This is a genomic window from Opitutia bacterium ISCC 52 (assembly GCA_014529675.2).
Lineage (GTDB): Bacteria > Verrucomicrobiota > Verrucomicrobiia > Opitutales > UBA2995 > UBA2995.
In genome coordinates this window covers 2,044,362-2,064,900 of sequence record CP076040.1, presented here as the reverse complement: position 1 = coordinate 2,064,900, position 20,539 = coordinate 2,044,362, and the positions used below count along the sequence as shown (strand labels likewise).

The 20,539-nt window shown below is 46.9% G+C and carries 18 protein-coding genes; 10 read left to right on the top strand and 8 right to left on the bottom strand.

What is annotated here, in order from left to right; translation table 11 throughout:
• Position 1: 1 nt before the first annotated feature.
• Positions 2-2,377 carry an anion permease gene (locus GA003_08800; GenBank protein QXD30042.1) on the bottom strand — a complete coding sequence of 792 codons (2,376 nt, stop codon included), beginning with the start codon at positions 2,375-2,377 and terminating at the stop codon, positions 2-4.
• A gap of 178 nt (positions 2,378-2,555) precedes the next feature.
• On the opposite strand from GA003_08800, the gene GA003_08795 reads away from it, so the two are divergent.
• From GA003_08795 to GA003_08785, 3 genes are read left to right on the top strand one after another with little or no spacing between them, the layout of a single operon-like run.
• On the top strand, positions 2,556-3,728 hold the full coding sequence (locus GA003_08795; GenBank protein QXD30382.1) for a sulfite oxidase: 1,173 nt from the start codon (positions 2,556-2,558) through the stop codon (positions 3,726-3,728).
• Entirely contained in the window at positions 3,718-4,065 is a 348-nt protein-coding gene (locus GA003_08790) for a hypothetical protein (protein ID QXD30041.1), read from the top strand. Before GA003_08795 ends, GA003_08790 begins: the two co-directional genes overlap by 11 nt.
• A 17-nt stretch (positions 4,066-4,082) precedes the next feature.
• Positions 4,083-5,984 (top strand): ATP-binding cassette domain-containing protein, encoded by a 1,902-nt coding sequence (locus tag GA003_08785; protein ID QXD30040.1) that lies wholly within the window; start codon positions 4,083-4,085, stop codon positions 5,982-5,984.
• Positions 5,985-6,039: 55 nt separating this feature from the next.
• Here GA003_08785 and GA003_08780 read toward each other — a convergent pair whose 3' ends face one another.
• Together GA003_08780 and GA003_08775 are read right to left on the bottom strand one after the other, a co-directional pair.
• Entirely contained in the window at positions 6,040-7,539 is a 1,500-nt protein-coding gene (locus GA003_08780) for a DASS family sodium-coupled anion symporter (protein QXD30039.1), read from the bottom strand.
• Between the two features lie 68 nt (positions 7,540-7,607).
• Complete coding sequence (locus GA003_08775; protein QXD30038.1) at positions 7,608-8,597, bottom strand: aldo/keto reductase; 990 nt, start codon at positions 8,595-8,597, stop codon at positions 7,608-7,610.
• Positions 8,598-8,730: 133 nt separating this feature from the next.
• Here GA003_08775 and GA003_08770 point away from each other — a divergent pair, with 133 nt between their 5' ends.
• The 7 genes from GA003_08770 (at position 8,731) to GA003_08740 (ending at position 14,933) form a co-directional block, all read left to right on the top strand.
• Entirely contained in the window at positions 8,731-10,818 is a 2,088-nt protein-coding gene (locus GA003_08770) for a TonB-dependent receptor (GenBank protein QXD30037.1), read from the top strand.
• A gap of 184 nt (positions 10,819-11,002) precedes the next feature.
• Positions 11,003-11,278, top strand: a complete 276-nt coding sequence (locus tag GA003_08765; protein ID QXD30036.1) for a hypothetical protein — start codon at positions 11,003-11,005, stop codon at positions 11,276-11,278.
• A 175-nt stretch (positions 11,279-11,453) separates the two neighbouring features.
• Positions 11,454-12,200, top strand: a complete 747-nt coding sequence (locus tag GA003_08760; protein QXD30035.1) for an SDR family oxidoreductase — start codon at positions 11,454-11,456, stop codon at positions 12,198-12,200.
• A gap of 21 nt (positions 12,201-12,221) precedes the next feature.
• On the top strand, positions 12,222-13,022 hold the full coding sequence (locus GA003_08755; protein ID QXD30034.1) for a fumarylacetoacetate hydrolase family protein: 801 nt from the start codon (positions 12,222-12,224) through the stop codon (positions 13,020-13,022).
• A gap of 234 nt (positions 13,023-13,256) precedes the next feature.
• Positions 13,257-13,463: a hypothetical protein gene (locus tag GA003_08750; protein ID QXD30033.1), complete on the top strand. Its 207-nt coding sequence runs from the start codon at positions 13,257-13,259 to the stop codon at positions 13,461-13,463.
• The gene (locus GA003_08745; GenBank protein QXD30032.1) at positions 13,460-13,939 is read left to right on the top strand and encodes a hypothetical protein; all 480 of its coding nucleotides are present in this window, start codon (positions 13,460-13,462) and stop codon (positions 13,937-13,939) included. The genes GA003_08750 and GA003_08745 overlap by 4 nt, the downstream gene beginning before the upstream one ends.
• A gap of 19 nt (positions 13,940-13,958) precedes the next feature.
• The gene (locus GA003_08740) at positions 13,959-14,933 is read left to right on the top strand and encodes a PDZ domain-containing protein (protein ID QXD30031.1); all 975 of its coding nucleotides are present in this window, start codon (positions 13,959-13,961) and stop codon (positions 14,931-14,933) included.
• A 72-nt stretch (positions 14,934-15,005) separates the two neighbouring features.
• Here the strand turns inward: GA003_08740 and ribF are convergent, their stop codons facing one another.
• From ribF to infB, 5 genes are all read right to left on the bottom strand, one after another.
• A complete protein-coding gene (ribF, locus tag GA003_08735; protein QXD30381.1) occupies positions 15,006-15,878 on the bottom strand; it encodes a riboflavin biosynthesis protein RibF in 873 nt (290 codons plus the stop codon).
• 88 nt (positions 15,879-15,966) lie between these two features.
• Positions 15,967-16,695, bottom strand: coding sequence for a tRNA pseudouridine(55) synthase TruB (truB, locus tag GA003_08730; protein ID QXD30030.1), 729 nt, complete (start codon positions 16,693-16,695; stop codon positions 15,967-15,969).
• Positions 16,696-16,707: 12 nt separating this feature from the next.
• Positions 16,708-17,703 carry a DHH family phosphoesterase gene (locus tag GA003_08725; GenBank protein QXD30029.1) on the bottom strand — a complete coding sequence of 332 codons (996 nt, stop codon included), beginning with the start codon at positions 17,701-17,703 and terminating at the stop codon, positions 16,708-16,710.
• Positions 17,700-18,065, bottom strand: a complete 366-nt coding sequence (gene rbfA / locus GA003_08720; GenBank protein QXD30028.1) for a 30S ribosome-binding factor RbfA — start codon at positions 18,063-18,065, stop codon at positions 17,700-17,702. Before rbfA ends, GA003_08725 begins: the two co-directional genes overlap by 4 nt.
• A gap of 39 nt (positions 18,066-18,104) precedes the next feature.
• A complete protein-coding gene (gene infB / locus GA003_08715; protein QXD30027.1) occupies positions 18,105-20,522 on the bottom strand; it encodes a translation initiation factor IF-2 in 2,418 nt (805 codons plus the stop codon).
• Between the last annotated feature and the right edge of the window lie 17 nt (positions 20,523-20,539).

Below are 20,539 nucleotides of genomic sequence, written 5' to 3'. Positions count from 1 at the left end.
CTCAAGCCGGCCAGAAAAACGGAAGACAAATCATTGCCGTCACGAATACCACAAAAGCGAGTGGAATTCCTACTTTGAGGTAATCAACAAAACGATAACCACCAGGTCCCATTACCAAAACATTGGCCGGGTGAGAAATGGGGCTCGTGAAGCTCGCTGAAGCGGCCATGGCTACAGCCATCATAGCTGCATAGGGTGAGAACTCCAAAGTCTCTGCCGATTGGATCGCAATGGGAGACATCAACACCACCAAAGCCGCTGTGGGAATAATCGTCGTTGCCAATGAAGTAAGGACATACAGGCCTCCAATAATAACCCATGGTCCTTGACCGCCAATGACAGCCATTAAACCATTTGTTAGGTAAGAGGCGGCCCCGGATTGCTGCATAGCCGTTCCTAGAGGAAGCATGCCTGCAATCAAAAATACAGCACGCCACTCGATGGATCGATAGGCATCCTCCATCCGCAAACATCCTGTTAATACCATAAGGGTCGCTCCAGCAATCGCTGTTAGGGCAATAGGCATCCAACCAAGAAATACCGGGATGAGAACCGCAGCCATAATGGCCGATGCAATCCAGGGTTGGTTAGTCCCCTCTTCTTTGGCCTCTGGCAGCTCAGAAAGAAGTAAGAAATTTTTATCAGCTTTGATAATTTCTAGTTTATCCTCAGGTCCCATAAGCAAAAGTGCATCACCATATTGGATTTGCATTTGCCCCAAGTCTGTTCGGTAAACTTTATTAGCGCGTAAAATCCCAAGAAGCTGCAAGCCATAGCGATTGCGCAGTTGAATATCCGCCGCTGTTTTTCCTGCAAATTGGGTATTTGGCGCAAGGGTCGCTTCAATTAGAGCGATATCTTCAGCTTCAAGGATAGCCGCATCGGATTCTTCCGACGTTTCGATTTTTAACTGTTGTAAGCCTTGCAGCGTATCCAGGTTATCTGGACGGCTATGCAAGGTCAGGCGATCACCCACTTGCAACGGCATCTCTGGATCAGGTAAAAGCAATTCTTCTCCTTCCCGCTTAATCGAAATAACATGAATATCAAACAACTGGCCCATCCGACATTCTGCCAATGCTTTACCAGCCAGCCAGGAAACCTCAGGCACCTCAACCTCAAAAAGTTTACGCTCAATAGAACGATACCGCTGAAGCAATTCATCAGAGACAGGTTGAAGGTCCTCAAAGCCAGGGTTGTCCCTCAATGAAGCAATTGCATCCTCGGAACCTTGCAGCAACAAGCGATCTCCAACCTGCAGCGCTTGCTTGGCGAGCTCGTCATCTTTTTCTGATTCACCTTGAATAACCTTAAGGACATTCAGACCGTAATTTCTTCGAAATCCAGATTCACGCAGGGTCTTTCCCACAAAATCCGCTTCTTCAGTCACCTTGGCCTCGACCATGGAAATAACGCCTTTCTGAAGCATGTTTTCTTCGGTCGCTTGAACCGGCTGAAGATCATGCCAACCGATCAACTCGTTCAGTCGCTCAGCTTCGCCCTGGGTGTAAAGTCGATCACCTTCTTTCAGCACCATATCAGGCCCAGGAGCAAAATGAGTCTGCCCTTCCCGCTGAAGGGCTATGACCTGCATTCCCAGGCTATGGCCTATGTTTGAATTTGCTAATGTTCGCCCCGCCAATAAGGACCCTTTCTCGAGTTTCACAAAGAAGGCCCGGTCCTTAAGCGCATATTGACTCTCCAGTGATTTACGGTCCGAGCTGGAAGACTCACTGGCTCCTGGGTCATGTGCGGGTAATAAAAAACGGGCTGTAAAAGCCAGAAACAGGGTACCGACCACCATAATGACACCTCCGATGGGCGAAAAATCAAAAAGAGAGAATGGTTCGTAACCGGCTTCTTTTAGTCCGTTGCTAATGAGTAGATTTGGCGGAGTTCCAATTAAAGTCGTAAGGCCTCCGAGCAATGACCCGAAAGCCAAGGGCATAAGTAGGCGGGACGGAGCCACGCCTGTTTTTCGTGCTACGGTTATAACCACCGGGAGCATAAAAGCAGCCACACCTATATTATTCATAAAGGCCGACAGCACCCCCGAAGTGATCATGATAACGATGATCATCCTAAATTCTGTCTTACCCGCCATCTTGAGCACTTGCTGACCAATAATGGCTGCTACTCCAGTTTCAGTTAGTCCGGCACTTAAAATAAACATCGCCCAAACCGTGATTACGGCAGCGTTGCTGAATCCGGCTAATGCCTCGGTGGGAGTAACCAGTTTGGTGAAGGCCAATGAGACCAGAACCATAAGCGCAACCACATCCATTCGGACCTTTTCCGTAATGAATAATACGAGCGAAACGAGAAGAATGGATAAAACAATTGCGATGTCCGTCGTCATAGAAGTGGGAAATGTCACTTACAATCGTGACTGTTTTCTTTCGACGTTAAAGTCTTAAGTGCGCTCAATTCAGGAAAAACTCGAAGACCTTGGTGATTGAATAATGAGTCAGGCCTCCTAGGCTGTGTTTATGAAATCCGGAGACCCTAAAAAATCGGACCATCTACCACTAAGCAGGCGTCGCTTCGTAAAGGCGATGGGCGCTGCCCTCGGGACGAATATTGTATTCGCCCATTGGATGCCAGAAGGACTGACTCCCGTAGCGCTCGCTCAAAGCAATCCATCCATCCCGGGAAAGGATGGATTAACACTGCTTAATGATCGTCCTCTAAATGCAGAGACTCCCGCTCATCTACTCAACGACGAATTTACTCCAGCCAACCGACTCTTCGTAAGAAACAACGGTCTGCCACCCGCCAATCCCGATGCGGATGATTGGACGCTTACCTTAGGTGGGGAATCTGTGCGAACCCCAAAGACCTACACCATCAAGGAGCTCAAGCAGAAGTTTGAGACTATAGAATTAGCACTCACTTTGGAATGCGGAGGTAATGGTCGTGCGGACTTTTATCCACCAGCAAGTGGCAACCAATGGACAACCGGTGCTGTTGGGTGCCCTAAGTGGACGGGGGTTCGACTCAAAGATGTTCTCGAAGATTGTGGAATGAAAGAGGATGCCGTCTATGTCGCTTATCATTCTGCTGATGCCCACCTCAGCCAGGATCCCTCCAAAGATGCCATTTCAAGAGGCGTGCCCATTGCGAAAGCGATGGAGACAGAATCTATGATTGCCTGGGGTATGAATGGAGAAACACTCCCTTCTCATCATGGATTTCCGCTTCGGCTCGTATTTGGCGGATGGCCTGGATCAACTTCAGGCAAATGGCTCAAAGAAATTGATATACGCAATGTGGTACACGACGGCACCAAGATGACTGGCACCTCCTATCGAGTCCCCAATTACCCAGTAAAAGCGGGTGCCGAAGTTCCAGATGAAGCTATGGGGATTATCGAAGCCATGCCGGTAAAATCCTTAATCACCTTTCCACGCAGTGACCTCAAGCATACTACTGACAAGTCTCTTAAAATAAATGGTCACGCCTGGGCCGGAGATCTTGAAGTCTCAAGCTTGGCCGTATCAATTGATTTTGGACAAACCTGGATATCGGCAAATCTGAAGATGCCTGTGAATCGACTCGCCTGGCAACAATGGTCTGCGAACGTATCCTTCCCTAAAAAAGGGTATTATGAAGTCTGGGCCAGAGCGGTTGATTCAGAAGGGACTTCGCAACCCATGCTGGTTCCTGGTTGGAATCCCAAAGGCTATCTCAATAACTCCTGTCACCGAATTGCCGTCTATGTCAGCTAATCTGAGAAAACTCATTAGCAAAGGCCTGCTTTTAGTAATAGGAGTATTACCAGCCACAGCAGAAGTGCCAGAGAAAGACCCAATAACCGGTCTGATCAAAGCCAAAGATTGGGAATTGGTAACTGCCAATTGCATGGCCTGCCACTCGACCAAAGGATTCACCCAGGTACGCTTAGACCGAAAAGGTTGGGAAAAAACAATTCGCAGTATGCAGGAAAAGAACGGCCTTTGGCCACTGGGCGACATGGAAGTCAAAATACTCGACTATCTGGAAACAAACTACGGCCTCCCGAAAGAAGCTCGTAATCCTAAAATCCGTCGTCCACTTGTAGATTAAGTTTTTATACCTGCTACATGCCCATACTTAGTCTGCGCAATATAACCTTGGCTTTTGGTGGTCCTCCCATCCTGGACCAAGTCCAAATGACCATCGAACTCGGTGAGCGCATTTGCTTGGTCGGTCGTAACGGTGAAGGCAAATCGACCTTACTCAAATTGATCCTCAGGGAGTTGGAGCCCGATGGCGGTGAGTTCGAACGTTTTCCTGGATTGAAAATCGCCAGACTCGATCAAGATCCTCGTATTGAAATTGATGGCACAGTCATTGATGTAGTTGCCAAAGGTGCCGGACCTACCGCAGCCCTGATTGCTGAGTATCACCATATCACAGCCGAGCTTGGTGGTGATCAGGATACAGAAATCATGGATCGCATGCACGAAATCGAGCAGGAGCTTCAAAAAACCGGCGGCTGGGAACTCGATCAAAAGTTAGAGCAAATATTGAGTAAACTCTCTCTCGATGGTGATGCGGAATTTAATGCCCTTTCCGGCGGAATGAAACGCAGGGCACTTCTCGCTCAAGCATTGGTTGCTGACCCCGACCTATTACTGCTTGATGAACCAACCAATCATATGGACATCGATTCTATACGTTGGCTCGAGGGATTTATGATGAAGTATGAAAAAGCAATTCTCTTTATCACTCACGACCGGATGTTTCTCCGGAAATTAGCCACTCGAATAATCGAATTGGATCGAGGTCAATTAACCAGCTGGGATTGCAGCTATGATCTGTTTCTTGAAAGGAAGGCCGCCCTACTTGAAGCTGAGGAAAAGCAAAACAAAGTCTTCGATAAAAAACTCTCAAAAGAAGAAGTTTGGATTCGTAAAGGCATTCAGGCTCGGCGAACGCGAAACGAAGGCCGAGTACGTGCCTTGAAGTCCCTTCGTGTTGAACGGTCCGAACGTCGCGAACGTTCAGGCACCGCCCGTCTGGCAATGCAAGATGCTTCCTCGTCAGGAAGGAAAGTCATTGTAGCTGAGGACATCTCCATGGACTTTGATGGCCGTACTTACATTAAATCGTTTAGCACTACCATTTGGCGGGGAGAAAAAATCGGAATCATAGGCGCCAATGGCTCCGGGAAGACGACCTTACTTAAGATACTGCTTAAGCAACTCGAACCCACAAGAGGGACAGTCGAGCATGGCAGTAAACTCAAGGTAGCCTACTTCGATCAGCATCGAAGCCAACTTGACCCGAAGAAGACATTGGCAGAAAATATCTGGGATAAGGGAGACAGCATAACTTTCAATGACCAGCCATTGCACCTGATGTCCTACCTTCAACGATTTCTATTCGACCCCAATCGAGCTGATTCTTCGATCAATGAATTATCAGGCGGAGAACGAAATCGTTTATTACTCGCAAAACTTTTTGCCCAACCGGCCAATGTTTATGTTCTCGATGAACCTACCAATGACCTAGACATCGAGACCATGGAATTACTGGAAGAATTGTTGCTGGATTTTTCCGGAACCATCCTGCTTGTTTCTCACGACCGTGAGTTTCTTAATAATATTACCACGAGTGTACTCTCACTAGAAAAAGCGGAGGTTAAGGAGTATAATGGTGGCTATGATGATTATCTTCGTAATGAAGTATCGAATACACCCAAGCCCAAGGCTAACAAAGCTCAAAAAACAAAGAGCAAAGAACGGCCACAGAAAACTCGCTATATATCCATCAGCGAACGTAAGGAATTAGAAAATCTCCCAAGTGTTATAGAACAGCTAGAAGAAGAGCATTCAAAGCTCGTTGAAGAAATGGCCCAAGCAGATTACTTTCAGATGACTGGCTTAACTGCAGAGCAAGCTGCGGAATCATTATCCACGCTAGAACAGAAGCAAGAAGCTGCGTTTGCCCGCTGGGAGGAGTTGGAAGCCTTACCTAAAAAACAGAACCCTTCCGCATAGGAACACTTCATTCCAGGAAGGTTGGTACAATTCAGATGCAGTAAGGCAGCTGTGCCTATTTCGCCCATAGAGGCACTTCCATCGCGATACCGAACACAGGAATAGCTATTAAGTACATCACTAATGTAACAATCGCGACCCCGATTAAATTCAGGAAAAAACCACAACGAGCCATCGTGGGAACATCGACGCGACCACTCGCAAATATCACACTATTCGGACCTGTGGCGGCTGGCAGGATAAACGCGCAGGAACAAGCAACAGTGCCAGGAATCATCAAGAGTAATGGATTCAGGCTACCGACAATGGCCATAGCGCCCAACACCGGCACGAAGATATTTGAAGTTGCGGTATTTGAATTCACCTCAGTCAGAAAACTCAATGAAAGCACAACTAGCAGAACGATAATTATCACTGGAAGCACATGAATAAAACTCAATTGCCCTCCTACCCACTCGGTAAATCCAGTGACTTTAAATCCAGATGCAATACAGTAACCCCCTCCGATGATCATAACGATTCCCCAAGGAATAGTCTGGGCAATCTTCCAATCCATTAGGCGCGGTGCGACTGATTCACCTGCTTTTTTGGGCTCTCCTGATGGAATCATAAAAACCAGTAGCATGCCTAAAGCCGCAACCGTACCATCATGGACCCAATCATTTAGGCCCGTTAATGTAGCCCAGCCCGGGATCATAACGGATCCAAATTCAAAGTCTTTTCTAAACACCCAACCGGCAACCGTAAGTAAAGCCACGAAGGCCGTCCGCTTCTCAGCAGTTGTCATGGATCCCAAAGAACGCAATTCTTCCTTGATCGCCTCCTCACTACCGGGCAACTCACCTTCAATGTTGAAGAAACGAGTCAGGTAGAACCAACAGACCGGCAAGAAAACTATCACGAGAGGCACTCCAAACAGCATCCACTTGGCAAAACTGATTTCAGGTGCGTCGGGGAACATGTTTTTCAGCACTCCGGCAAAAACAATATTAGGAGGTGTTCCCACTAAGGTACCTACTCCACCAATACTGGCAGAATAGGCTATCCCCAGCATCAATGCCAAAGAGAATCCACGCTCGTTTTCAGTAGCGCTTAGCTTCAGGAGAGCTACACCGATAGGCAACATCATCAAGGCCACTGCCACATTCGATAACCACATGGAGAGAAATGCCGTGGCTAGCATAGTGCTAAAAATAATTTTGCGCCTACTCGTACCAATCCAACTAATAATGAGTAGAGCAATCCGCTTATGGAGGTGATTACTTTCAATCGCTTTTGCTACAATTAAGGCACAAAAGAACATCAACACCATTGGCTCGCCAAAATTGGCTGCTGTTTGCTTGGCATTTAGTACACCTAAAAGGGGAAACAAGATTAATGGGACAAATGCAGTCGCATAAATAGGTATGGCTTCAGTGATCCACCAAGAGGCCATCAATAATGTAACAGCTGCTACGTATTTACCTTGCGGCGTTAAACCTTCTGGGGTGGGGACAAGACAGATAAGTCCAAAAAGAAATAAGCCGAAGAATAATCCAAAACGGTGACGAGACATAGAGCAGAGAGAAGAGCACTTAATTCAGTCAGCTAGATTCTTTACGAGCAAGCTAACAATAGCCTTAATCAATTAGCTGGAGCCAGCATCACGCTCTTTATAAACGCTATGTCTCCAGGAGATAGCCGCCTCTCCATGACGGCCAGGTTACTTTCCACTTGGGTGGCGTTTCGAAAACCTGGAATCACACAAGCAACCCTCGGAAAACTAAGCACGAACCGTAATGCGAAAGATGCCAGTTCTGGAATGGAGTCACCAAAGCGTTTCTTAATTTCTGCTAATCTGGGCTTCGCGTCACGTAATGCTTCTTTGGAAAATATCGGTGATATTCCACGATGGTCGCCTTCTTCAAAATCGGGAAGATTCTCAGGATCAAATTTATCCAACAGAATTCCCTTATTGAGCGGACTAAACGCTATGTAGGAGAGCTTACTCTCTACCATCAATCTCCCAACTGGACCGTTGGGCTCAATAAATTGGGTATCCATGGCGTGAGCCCAACTCTGTAACACTGTGGGCTGAATAACAGGAACTGAATTCTTGAAGTGAGCAGCCGTGTAGGCTGACTGGCCTTTCAGTCGAATTTTTCCTTCATCTACCAAGACATTCATGGTGTCTGCTGCACCGTCTAGGTATTCATTGTTTTTACCGAAATTTCCGTGATGCAGATAGAAGAGATCAATGTAGTCACGATTCAGATTCTTCAGGGACTGCTCACATTGGCGACGAATATGGTTCGGTTCATAGGCATGGGTCGCATCTCCAAGAAAGTGTCCCATTTTGGTCGCGATTACAAAATCTTCATTGTTCAGGCCGATACGTTTTAGGATTCGGGCCAACATCTGTTCAGCTCGGCCATTTCCGTAGACATCTGCATTGTCGAAATGATTTACGCCTGCATCGACCGCCCTTTTGACCGCTTCAAAGATTTCATCCTCGTCTACATTGGCCCAGCCATTGGCTTTTCCCTCAATAAAGCTGAGCCCTCCCATGGTCCAGCAACCCAGGCTCATTTCCGAAACCTTGATATCACTTTCCCCCAGCCGTCGGTATTCCATGTGTAGTTTTTGAGTTATATAAAGAATAAGAAAGACATTGATACTCGGCGATTAATTGTAAACATCCATCCCTTTCATCTACCTAAGCGTTTAAGCACTCCGTTGCTCAATCATCGAAAACTACGATATCCGAATGCACACATTTACTTGGGCCATTAAACAGCACCGCTTCCCTCTTCTGCTTCTCCTCTTGGTTGGACAGCTCGCCTACGCACAGCAAGAAACCATTGATCTAGCTCCGATGGAAATCGTTGCTGATCGGGCATTTGAATCAAAACTGGGCATTTCTACGGATGTCTTATTGGGTGTGCAGGAGACCTCCCTTTCAATAGACCAAGCACTTAGACGTCTTTCCTCGGTTGATACCTATCGTTCGATTGATTCATTCACCGCTCATCCGACTACCCAGGGCGTTCGATTTCGTCATACCGCAACGAATGCAACTTCCAGAGCTTTACTTCTAGTAAATGGTGTCCCGCAGAATGATCCATTCGGCGGTTGGATCTACTGGAACAAGCTTCCGATCGAAAGCCTGAGGTCATTAGAGGTATTTCCCGTGGGTTCAGTACCAGCCTGGGGCAATTATAGTTCAGGAGGAGCCATCCACATGTTAACACGCTCCCCATTCGAAGAGCGTTCACGCATTTCAGTCATGGGAGGATCTTTTGGCACGGTCAAAGCAGCTTTTGATCATTCTTCCAAAGTGTCGGACACGACTGCGATATCCGTAGAAGGTCGATTTTTTACAACGGATGGATTCAACGTTGTTCGCTCCGATCAACGGGGTCCGGTTGATGCCGCTTCAAAATCTGACTACGATTACCTGAGGGCCCAAATCACTCAGATGATCAATGATGAGTGGCAGTGGTCGTTGACTGGGCAGTATTTTGACGAAGAACGCATTAACGGGACTCCACAGTCTCCGAATTCAACCTACGCAACGGATCTGTCATGGACGCTTGAAAAGGCGCCTGGAGCAGGTCCCGGTTTCAATTTTGTGAGCTTCTACCAAGATCGTGGGTTTCAAAACGTATTTTCCTCCGTCAATGAAGACCGAACTTCAGAACGCCCTGTGCTGGATCAATATTCGGTTCCTGCTGAAGCCATTGGAGCTCAAGCCACCTTTCTTTGGGAAGGAAATGGTTATTTAAATTATCTGGCTGGTGCCGACTTCCGTCATGCCGAAGGAAGCGCCAACGAATTGACGAGAAATCTGGGAGCAGGATTTACGCGCAAGCGCCAGGAAGGCGGAGAACAGTCATTTGCGGGTGCATTCATTACCGCTCAATCTTTGCCAGACGAAGATAGCACGCTTGAGGCTACATTGCGGGCTGGCCACTGGAGCCAGAAAGATGGCTTTCGCCGTGAATTCAATCTGGAAACGGATTCACAAACAAGAGACACCGCATATCCCAATCGCTCTGGTGATGTTATTTCATTAAACAGTCGATACTCTCGACGATTGAATGCTAATTGGAGTTTCGAAGCCTTGGTCTTCCATGGGTTCCGTGCACCTACTTTAAATGAACTATACCGTCCATTTCGGGTTCGCAACGATATCACCGAATCGAATCCCAATCTGGGAAAAGAAACTTCTACCGGGGGTGAGCTAAGCCTATACTATTTGGATGAAGCTAGCTCCTTTGAATTCTCTGCATTTCACTACGAATTGGACGACATGGTAACCAACCTGTTTCTTCACAATGATTTTGGTTTTGATCCCCTTTGCGGATTCGTCCCGGGCGGAGGATCCTGCAACCAGAGAGGTAATGTTGAAAGCAGTGAAGTTCAGGGATTTGAAGTGGCTTGGTTATGGGACCCTGGTAATGATTTGGAATTCCTCCTCAACTATACTTACAGCCATACTGAATTCAAACGCTCAACCATCCAGCCTAGTCTTGAGGGAAGAGCCTTTCCCCTGTCTCCTCGACACAAGATCACCTCGCAGTTGGTTTGGCATTCTAGCGAAAACTTAGATCTATTAGCTCAATTCCAATATCGACATCATCATTATGATAATCCGCTGAATACGCGCAAAATTGATAGTTCGTTTGTCTTGAACCTGGGTGCCCACTATCAAGTTCCTGATGCACCCTGGTCTGTGCGCATTCAGGTCGACAATGTTTTGGATGAAGACGTGACCACAGCCATATCCAGCAGTGGAATCTATACTCAGGCGGCTCCCCTTAATGCTTGGATAAGTTTAAGCTACGATCGTTAGTTTTCCTTTCTCAAGAGAGGGCTAACCCGTAGGCAAAACCTTACCCCTGGTGGGTGTTTTTATATTTTGGTGTTGATGGACTATGCGGCCATAGCTTTGGTGGATAAAGCGGGGCATGCGTCGCTCCAAAGCAAAATCATCAAGCCTACGGGCATAACCAATCCAAAATTAAAATCCGCAAATTATGACATCCACATTCGAAGGCTACGTAGAAGCCCATGGAAAGACCGTTTATGAAGCCGTCCAGGGCACTTTTCACAAATATACCCGCAGACAGGGTAGTCCGCTCTGGGACGGCAACTTCAATATCCAATCAGGTGAACCTCCCCAACCCCTATCCCAAGGAGTCCTACACCCAAAGAATGGTAAGATGGGTAAAATATCTATCACTGACCTTTTTATCGGATCGAATGTAGTACACTTTCGAGGCCTGGGTGATATAGAGGGCGAAACCAACTAAGCGATATCCCAACATAAACATTTCCGCCACGGTCCTTGTAAGGGCCGTGGCTTTTTTGTGCTCTTGCCTGGAGTAGATCCTGGATCGTCTCCCTTCAAAACCCGAATTCAGGTTTGACCTGGGAACGGGTCTCTACTGGAGTCATTTTTTACCCATTCACCCCCTATTACAAAACATGAGTTCAGACTGGACTAAGCAAGTAGCGATCATCACAGGTGGCGCTTCCGGTATCGGATTCGCTACCGCCGAAAACCTACAGTCTAAAGGTGTTCAAGTAGCCCTTCTCGACATGAATGCAGAAGGACTGGCAACGGCCAAAGAAAAGCTAGCCGACAAGCCACTCACCATCCAAGCCGATGTAAGTGATGAAGTCTCAGTGAATGCTGCTGTCGAACAAGTCGCTAAGCAATTCGGACGCATCGACATCTTGTTTAACAGCGCAGGTATAGCTGGAAAAACCAACCTAAAGACTCACGAAGTTCCGACAGAGGATTTTGAAAAAGTATATGGAGTAAATTTGCGTGGTTCCTTTCTTATCTGCAAAGCGGTAGTGCCTCACATGCTGAAAACCGGTTACGGCAGGATTCTGTTGATGGCTTCGATTGCCGGGAAAGAAGGGAACGCAGGTATGGTCTCCTACTCTGCCACCAAAGCCGGAGTCATCGGCCTGACCAAAGCGATTGGAAAGGAATACGCCGATTCCGGGATCACTGTGAACGCGCTTGCTCCAGCAGTCATCTGGACACCGATTCATGACGAAATTCCACAGGAGCAAATCGATTATATGACATCGAAAATCCCTATGGCTCGTTGCGGCACTCTACAGGAAGTCACTGACATGGCTGTCTTTATTGTTTCTCCCGAAAACAGTTTCACTACCGGATTCACTTTTGACCTATCCGGAGGTCGAGCCACCTATTAATTTTTAACTATCCCCATTTTTATGAAGATTATTCGTTATCAGGACTCACATGGCGCTGAACATTATGGCGCAGAAGAAAACGGCCAACAGCAACGCATCGAAGGCGATATCTACGGTGACTATACCGTGACAGAAGAGGTAGCAGATGTCGCAAAACTACTCGCACCTATAGTTCCTGAAATCATTTGGTGTATAGGCCTGAATTATAAATACCATGCTCAGGAAAGCAAAATGCCCATTCCTGAAAGACCCGTTCTTTTCGTAAAAAGCGCTAGTGCTACTCAAAACCCAGGAGATCCCATCGAGATCCCTACCCACTTAACCAGCCATAAAGTCGATTACGAATGCGAGCTGGCCATAGTCATCGGGAAAGCGTGCAAGAATGCCACTGAAGAAAATGCACTTGATTACGTATTAGGATATACCTGTTGCAACGATGTCAGTGCTCGCGATTGGCAAATCGAATGGGGAGGCAGTCAATGGTGTCGCGGGAAGACCTTCGATACGTTTGCCCCGCTTGGACCCTGCCTGGTAACAGGAGACGAAATCGGCGATCCTAATGCCTTAAAGATCAAAACGATCCTCAACGGAGAAACGGTTCAGGATTGGAATACTGATGATATGATTTTCACTATTCCCCAGATCATTAAATTTCTGAGTGGAAGCACTACCTTATTGCCAGGGACTGTGATTATTACAGGCACACCGCATGGCGTGGGTATGGCTAAGGAACCACCTTTATGGCTGAAAGCTGGCGACGAAGTCACCATCGACATTGAAAAGATTGGCGCGTTGACCAATCCAGTCATCGACGAAGCTTAGGGCGAGGCCTAAGAAAAAGCCTAGGAGTTGTCTTATCGGCCATTTCCTGGGTCACACATGCGCATTAGGCTTAATCGTTAGTAGGCCGGAGAAAGACTTTCTGTACAATTGGAGTCTGCCCACGAAACCTTGTAGCCTCGCTTTTCCCAGTTGGCGGAACATGGAAATTTAATATGTTTCCATATAAAGAGACAAAACGGCGTTTCCGTAACGTTTCATCCATATAACGATTCAATGGCCGACACATCCGCATCTTGGAAAGACTACTTCGACCAATGGGCACCTGCGCTCCTGCTGTTTGCTAAACAACAGGCGTACAACCCAGCGGAAGCGGAGGACATCATTCAGGAAGCCTTTGTCAAAGTATGGATGAAATATGGACACGCTAAAATCACCAAAGCCCTACTCTGCTCAACGGTGCGAACCACGGCTATGATATGAACCTTTTAGACGAAGATCTCGAAAAAGAATTGGCTTCATTACGCCCGACAGCGCCTAGTGAGGTTCTGAAGTCAAACATAGGAGAGGAACTGGAAGAACAAACAGTAGTGCACTCCAACAAGATCATCCGGCTATGGCCCATCTTGGCAATCGCGGCGGCAGCCTGCCTGGCACTAGTCCTAGATATTTCACGGTCAAATCCTGAAACGGTTGAGCCACTTAATGTAGCTCAAAACGATGCTTCCCACCCAGAACCAACGGATCCCTTCGCCAATTATGAAGCTGTCGATTCTGAGCAACGACTCGTCGAAGCCATCGATGATGGTGTCGTTTTGGTGGTGAACAATGAACCTGTCCGTCGACTTCGTTACCAATTCATAGATTCCGTAACCATGGTTGATCAAACCGATGGCAGCGTATTCACCATGGAAATACCGAGAGAGGAAACTCTATTTGTTCCTGTAACCCTTTTATAATTTCAAACCAATCTATATCATGAAAAAGAGTACTATTACTACCCTCTCCATATACCTATTCGTGAGTTCCATCACTATGTTTCCAGCTTCCTTATCGGCCGCTGAAGAGGAGGACGTTGAGATCATCATCAAAAAAACGAAGACCGTAACATTTCTGGGAATCGAAACCAGTCGCATCAGCAAAGCGCTTCGTAATCACATCGATTTACCTGAAGGCGTAGGACTTACTATAGGTCATATTGCTGACGATTCAGGAGCTGCTGAAACGGATCTCAAGCAATTTGACATCCTGCATAAAGTGGATGACCAAATCATTATTAACCAAGAGCAGCTGAGAACTTACATTCGTTCCAAGAATCCCGGCGACACAGTAAAGCTCGAGATCCTTCGCAAAGGAAAAGAACTGAAGGTACCCGTAAAATTAGGAGAACGAGAAGTCTCTGAAAACCGCGGTTTTGGAAATGAGTGGAAATTCCCAAATTCCATGCCGAATCCTTTTAAGGGCGCAGGTAAAAACTGGAACTTCGATTTTGATTCGGAAGAGTTCAATGGCCGTATGGAGGAGTTTTCACAATGGGCTTCTGAGTTTGGCAATCGCGCCATGCAATTTATTCCAGAAGTAATGATTGAACAAGAAATTGAAGATGGAAGTAAACGAGTCACATCTGTGGGACGAGGTGCACACCGCGTCGTGATTCGAAAAAATGATCTGACAGCTGAATTAACGCACGAGGAGGGAGAGAAAGTTTACACCCTCAAAAGGAAAGACGGAGAAGAAGATACCACACTCTATGAAGGTGCAAAGTCTGGTGAAGAGGAACTCGAGAAACTTTCTCCTGAAGCCCAAGCCCTAATCCAGCAATTAGACAGCTCTGAATCTTTCGATTGGAAAAATATGAATAAAGTGATGAATGAGAAAACCCGAATCATCATCAACACCGGAGAAGATGAAGCTAGCCTGTCAGATAATTCCGACGGTAAAGAAGAAGCCTGATCCTTTGGTTCAAGCGGAAGTTTACTATAGAGCACCCCCCGGATCATTTTAAATGGCTGGGGTTTGTTCAGATTAACATTTCCAATATTCTTCAGCCTCAGAAACGTCCATCGCGATCTGAGCTTTCAAGGCACCCAATCCATCAAACTTCTTTTCGGCTCTCAGATGCTTATACCATCTAACTTTAAGTAGTTGCCCGGTTGTAAAAGGACAGAAATCCAATACATGAACTTCAAGCACTGGATCTTCTGATTCTCCAATCGTTGGGCGGATGCCATAATTAGCAACTCCACGGGCCTTTACAGGGCTACCTCCAACTTTCCCCTCCACCTCGACACAGTAAACTCCAAAAGGTGGCTTGAGCTCAGGTGACCAAGGAAGATTAAGTGTAGGAAATCCCAAATCTGTTCCCATTCGCTTACCTTCAACAACGGTGCCAATAGACAAATAGATATCACCAAGGAGCGCATTAGCGTGCTCCATTTCACCGGCCGATAAATGTTCTCGAATTCGTGTGCTACTTATGGGATCTCCGTCATAGGAAACACGCTCAACACTTATGACATGAACTCCTGCTTGCTTACCTAACTCCACAAGTAGTGGAATGTCTCCAATTCGCTTTTTGCCGAACCTCCAATTTGAACCCACGTGAATAGATGTCAGGTATGGCAAACACGCTTTTAGGTGAGCCACAAGACCCTCTGCTTCAATGGATGCAAATCCCTCGTCAAAGGGTTGTTGAATGATGTACCCAATATTGTGAGACGCGAGTACGTCTACTTTCATTTCCGGTGACATGATCATTTTCACCGGGTCATCGGGGTTGAATAGCCGACTGGGATGAGGCCAGAACGTGAGTACTGCCGCCACACCATTGGAAGCATGGGCAGACTGAACAGCTGTTTCAATGACAGCTTGATGCCCAATGTGAACGCCATCAAACATGCCAACTGCAAGATGGAGTGGTTTGTCGGGAAATCCGACAGACTCTAGACTTTCAAATTGTATGGTGGTTTTTACTGCCACAATATTGTTACTCCAACCCTGGAGCGATGGCTTTGTAACCGGGAATCAGGTACTTGCTAATTTCTGAAAGGGGCTGATCTTCGAACTTTTTAAGCTCAACGGCGTTTTCCAAGTTCAAATTATTTGATGCGGTTCGACGAAGCTGCGTTAGAATTCCTCCACAACCTAGCTTCTCGCCAAGATCATGGACAAGACTCCGGATGTATGTTCCCTTAGTGCAATATACAAAGAAGGTACCACTCGGCTTATCCCATGACTTCAATTCGTATTTTGAAACACGTATAAATCGCGGCTCACGTTCAACAACCTTTCCCTTGCGTGCGTGCTTATATAGAGGAACCCCTTTGATTTTCACAGCTGAGAACATCGGGGGTGTCTGGTATTGATCCCCTTCAAAAGTATTCATCTGTTCCTGAACCAGCTCAGCAGTAATAGATTCCGGAACCTCATTCTCTTCGAGGATCTCGCCTTCTATGTCATGGGAATCAGAGACTTTTCCAAGTTCAAAAGTACCTTCATACTCTTTGTCCAAACTCATAAGTCTAGAGGACAGCTTAGTAGCCTTCCCAACAAGTATGATTAATAAACCAGTCGCCAAAGGATCAAGAGTCCCAGCGTGTCCCACACGCTTCATTTTCAACTTTCGCCGAACTCGATCGACTACATCGTGCGATGTGATACCACTCGGCTTGTCCATGAGCAGTACTCCTTCAAAGTCATTTTGTATCTGTGCCATAACAAAACTAATTCAAGATTCAGAATCTATAGCCTCTAGTTGAGTCGATATTGCTGCTAACAATCTGGGCAAGAACTCTTCCATACTCGATTCATCATTCAATCCAGCGGCAGCAGCATGACCACCTCCATTAAACTGTTTCGCTATGAGATCGCAGCGGTATTTCTGTTCTTTCGCACGCAAGCTGCCCTTGATCTTCCCTGAACGTTCTTCGACAAGAACCCCAATGTCGACGCCTTCTATACTTCTAGCGTAATCGACCAAACCTTCTGAATCCTCCGTACTGGCTCCCACTTCATCGTACACGCCGTCTTTCAACAATCCTACGCACACGCGGCCATCAAAATGCAGCTCTAGGGACTCAAGAAAACGCTGTAGTAATTCCAGTTTGGCAAAACTCTCCTGCTCATAGAGCTCTAAATTTACTTTCGCTAAATCTACTCCACGATCGATCAGTTTTCCGGAAATCTCAAAAGTATGACGCGTAGTCGATGGGAAGCGAAACTGCCCTGTATCAGTAGCAATGCCGACATAGAGACCGTTTGCTGTATCCGTATCCACTTCGTAATCACAGTCGAAAAAGAATCCAGCCAATATCTCGCCGGTTGCGGAAGAAGTCCCTTCAATCAAATTCATTTTCCCATACTGGGTATTGGAAATATGATGATCGATATTACCCAAGGTGCGTTCCATGTGCGGAGCAACACTAGGCCCTGTCCTTCTAGCATCCGCACAATCCACACTCATGATATCCCAGCCATCCAGGTCAAATTCTGTTCCTCGATGAAAGGCTGTATTTTCAACAAGGAATTTGAGTGTAGCAGGAACCGGATCGTGATTAACGCAAACGGCTTCTATTCCCCGTGACTGGAGAACTCGGCAGAGTGCTACCTGGGAGCCAATACAATCTCCGTCCGGTCTCACATGTCCAACGACAGCAATCTTTTTCCCGTTTATAGACTCAACCAACTGCTTAAATTGAGGGGAGGTATCTGGGTAATAATTCATGAGTCAGATGATTCTTCAGAAATTCCTTCATCAGCCACCTCATCCATCAAATCTATGATATCAACTCCGCGTGCAATTGACTCATCATAATTGTAACGGAGATGCGGCAGATACTTAAGCACGATTCGCTTTCCAAGGTGATTACGAATATCGTGGGCATTCTGCCTAAAGAACTTTTCGGCCTTCTTTTTTTCCTCTTCTCCGCCAATGACCGAATAGTAAACACGGCCATTACGAAGATCAGGCGAAATCGATACATCAATTATGGTAATGTATACAGTGTCTCCGCGATACCTCGTGTGCAAGAGATGGCTAATCTCCTGTTGAACGAGCACATTTACACGTAGGTTTCTTTGCCCCATGGCGCCTATGGATTGAATGGGTTGGGAATCTTCACCCCTTTAAAGGGATGCACGCTTCTTCTCGATTTCGAAGCATTCAATAACGTCGCCTTCTTCGAAATCTCCGAAGTCAGTCACCTGAACACCACATTCGTAACCGTTACGCACCTCTTTAACGTCATCCTTAAAGCGTTTGAGCATGGAAATCTTGCCTTTGAATATTTGAGTGCCATTGCGAAGCACTCGTGCTTTGGCATCCCGGCTAATCTTGCCATCAGAAACCAAACAACCAGCAACGGTGGTACGTCCTACTGGGAATAGTTGTCTAACTTCGGCAGAACCAACCGTCTTTTCACTCAATTCTGGCTCAAGCTGATCGGCCATCGCCTCCATCACTTTATCCACCATCTCATAGATGATGTTAAATTGCATGATGTTTACACCCGCGTGTTTAGCTATGGGAGCTACACCGCTTTCAAGTTTTACATTGAAACCGATTACCGCTGCATCGGAAGTGCTCGCAAGATCCACATCCTGCTTACTAATTCCACCCACTTCAGCCGTAATAACTTCCAGGTCAACTTTGTCGCTTTGAATGGCCTCTAGGATATCAGTGACCGCTTCAGTAGATCCATGCACGTCGCACTTCACCACAACCTTAAAGACTTTCTTACGTGTCTTTTCAATGGCTTCAAAAAGAGTCTCAATGGTCGCAGGTTTCTTGGGCTCTTCTTCCTCTTCTACGGAAGCTCCTCTTCTTCGCTCTAAAGTACGTTCTTCGACGATACCCTTGGCAGTTTTTTCATTTTTGACTACTGTAAACTCATCACCACTGCTTGGCGTGTCTGACCAGCCCATAATTCTCACAGGAGTAGATGGAAGTGCTGATTTCAAGTTTTTGCCGTTGTCGTCCATCATAGCACGAACCTTGGCAAAGCTTTCGCCGCAAACAATTGCGTCACCCACCTTGAGAGTTCCTTGCTGCACGATCACGGTAGCTGTAGGTCCTCGACCTACCTCCATTTGTGATTCAACCACGGTTCCAGAGGCTGGCCCTTTAGGACTCGACTTTAATTCCATGACTTCAGACTGAAGATTAATCATCTCCAGAAGATCGTCTACATTTTCACCTTTTAAGGCTGAAATAGCTACGGAAATGGTTTCACCACCCCAGTCTTCCGGAGCAATATTCCGCTCCTGCATCTGGGTCTTAACGCGATCAATGTCAGCTCCCTTGGAGTCCATCTTATTGATGGCTACAATGATGGGGTTGCCAGAGTCTTCAGCAAACTTCAGTGCCTCGTCAGTTTGTGGCATAAATCCATCATCAGCAGCTACAACCAGAATCGCTAAATCAGTCACATGTGCCCCACGCTCTCGCATTTTGGAGAAAGCTGCGTGGCCGGGAGTGTCGAGAAAAGTGATTTTCTGATCGCCATGCTCCACTTGGTAAGCGCCGATGTGCTGAGTAATTCCACCGAATTCATCAGATACCACGTTGGCATTTCGGATGTGATCCAGTAAAGTTGTCTTTCCGTGATCAACGTGACCCAAAATACAAATAACCGGTGGTCGAGGTTCGAGGAACTTACTTTGATCAACTTCGACTACCTTCTTCTTAGGTGCCGGTTGTTTTTCTTCACCACGGTGTTTTACTTCCAGGAGAAAGCCATGTCTTTCGGCTAATTTGACGGCTACCTCTTCATCAATATTTTGATTCATGGAAGAGAAAATCCCCATCTCCATGAGTTCTGATATCAATTTGAAAGGCTTGAGGCCGATCTCTAAGGCAAATTCCTTAACGACGATGGGTGGCTTCACTGTAACCACTTTAATGTCATCACTTGCTTCTGCGGCTGATTCACCCTCTTCAGCAGCTTCTTCATCTGCTGGTTGATTGAGTGGGGGCGGCGGAGCACCGATACCGGGAGTCGCCGGAGGTCGTCCAGCAAGAGGTGGAGGTGCGCCGGCAGGTGGAGCGACCGCTACTGGTGCAGCTGGAGTTGCGGGAGCTGGTGCCGGTGGTGCAGCTTTAGGAGCCGCAGCGGGTGGAGTAACGGGCGGCGGAGCCGCTGGAGAAGGTGCTGATGGCGGAGGTGCTGGCGGAGGCGGAGGTGTCGGAATCGGAGGCGCTGTAGCTGCCGATTTTCTTTTATTTTCCTCTTCCTGACGCTTCTCTTCCTTTTCCCGGTCGATATCTTCCTTTGACCGCACAAATGCGCTTATAGGAGGGGCCGTTGGCGATTCAGGAGCTTCTTGTTTCTTCGGCTCCTCCGGTGGAGATTCCGTTGAAGTGGGGTCGCTTGCCGCTTCGGGTTCCGCTTTTTTGCCTAGCTCTTCAATTAGAGATTCAGCAGAGATGGGATCGATACCACTTGAAGCAGTAGATACTTCGTATCCTCGCTCCTTCAGTAATTCGATAATCTCCTTACTGGCGACTCCGGTCTGTTTAGCAATTTCGTGAATTCTTACACTCATAGATTTATCCGCCCACT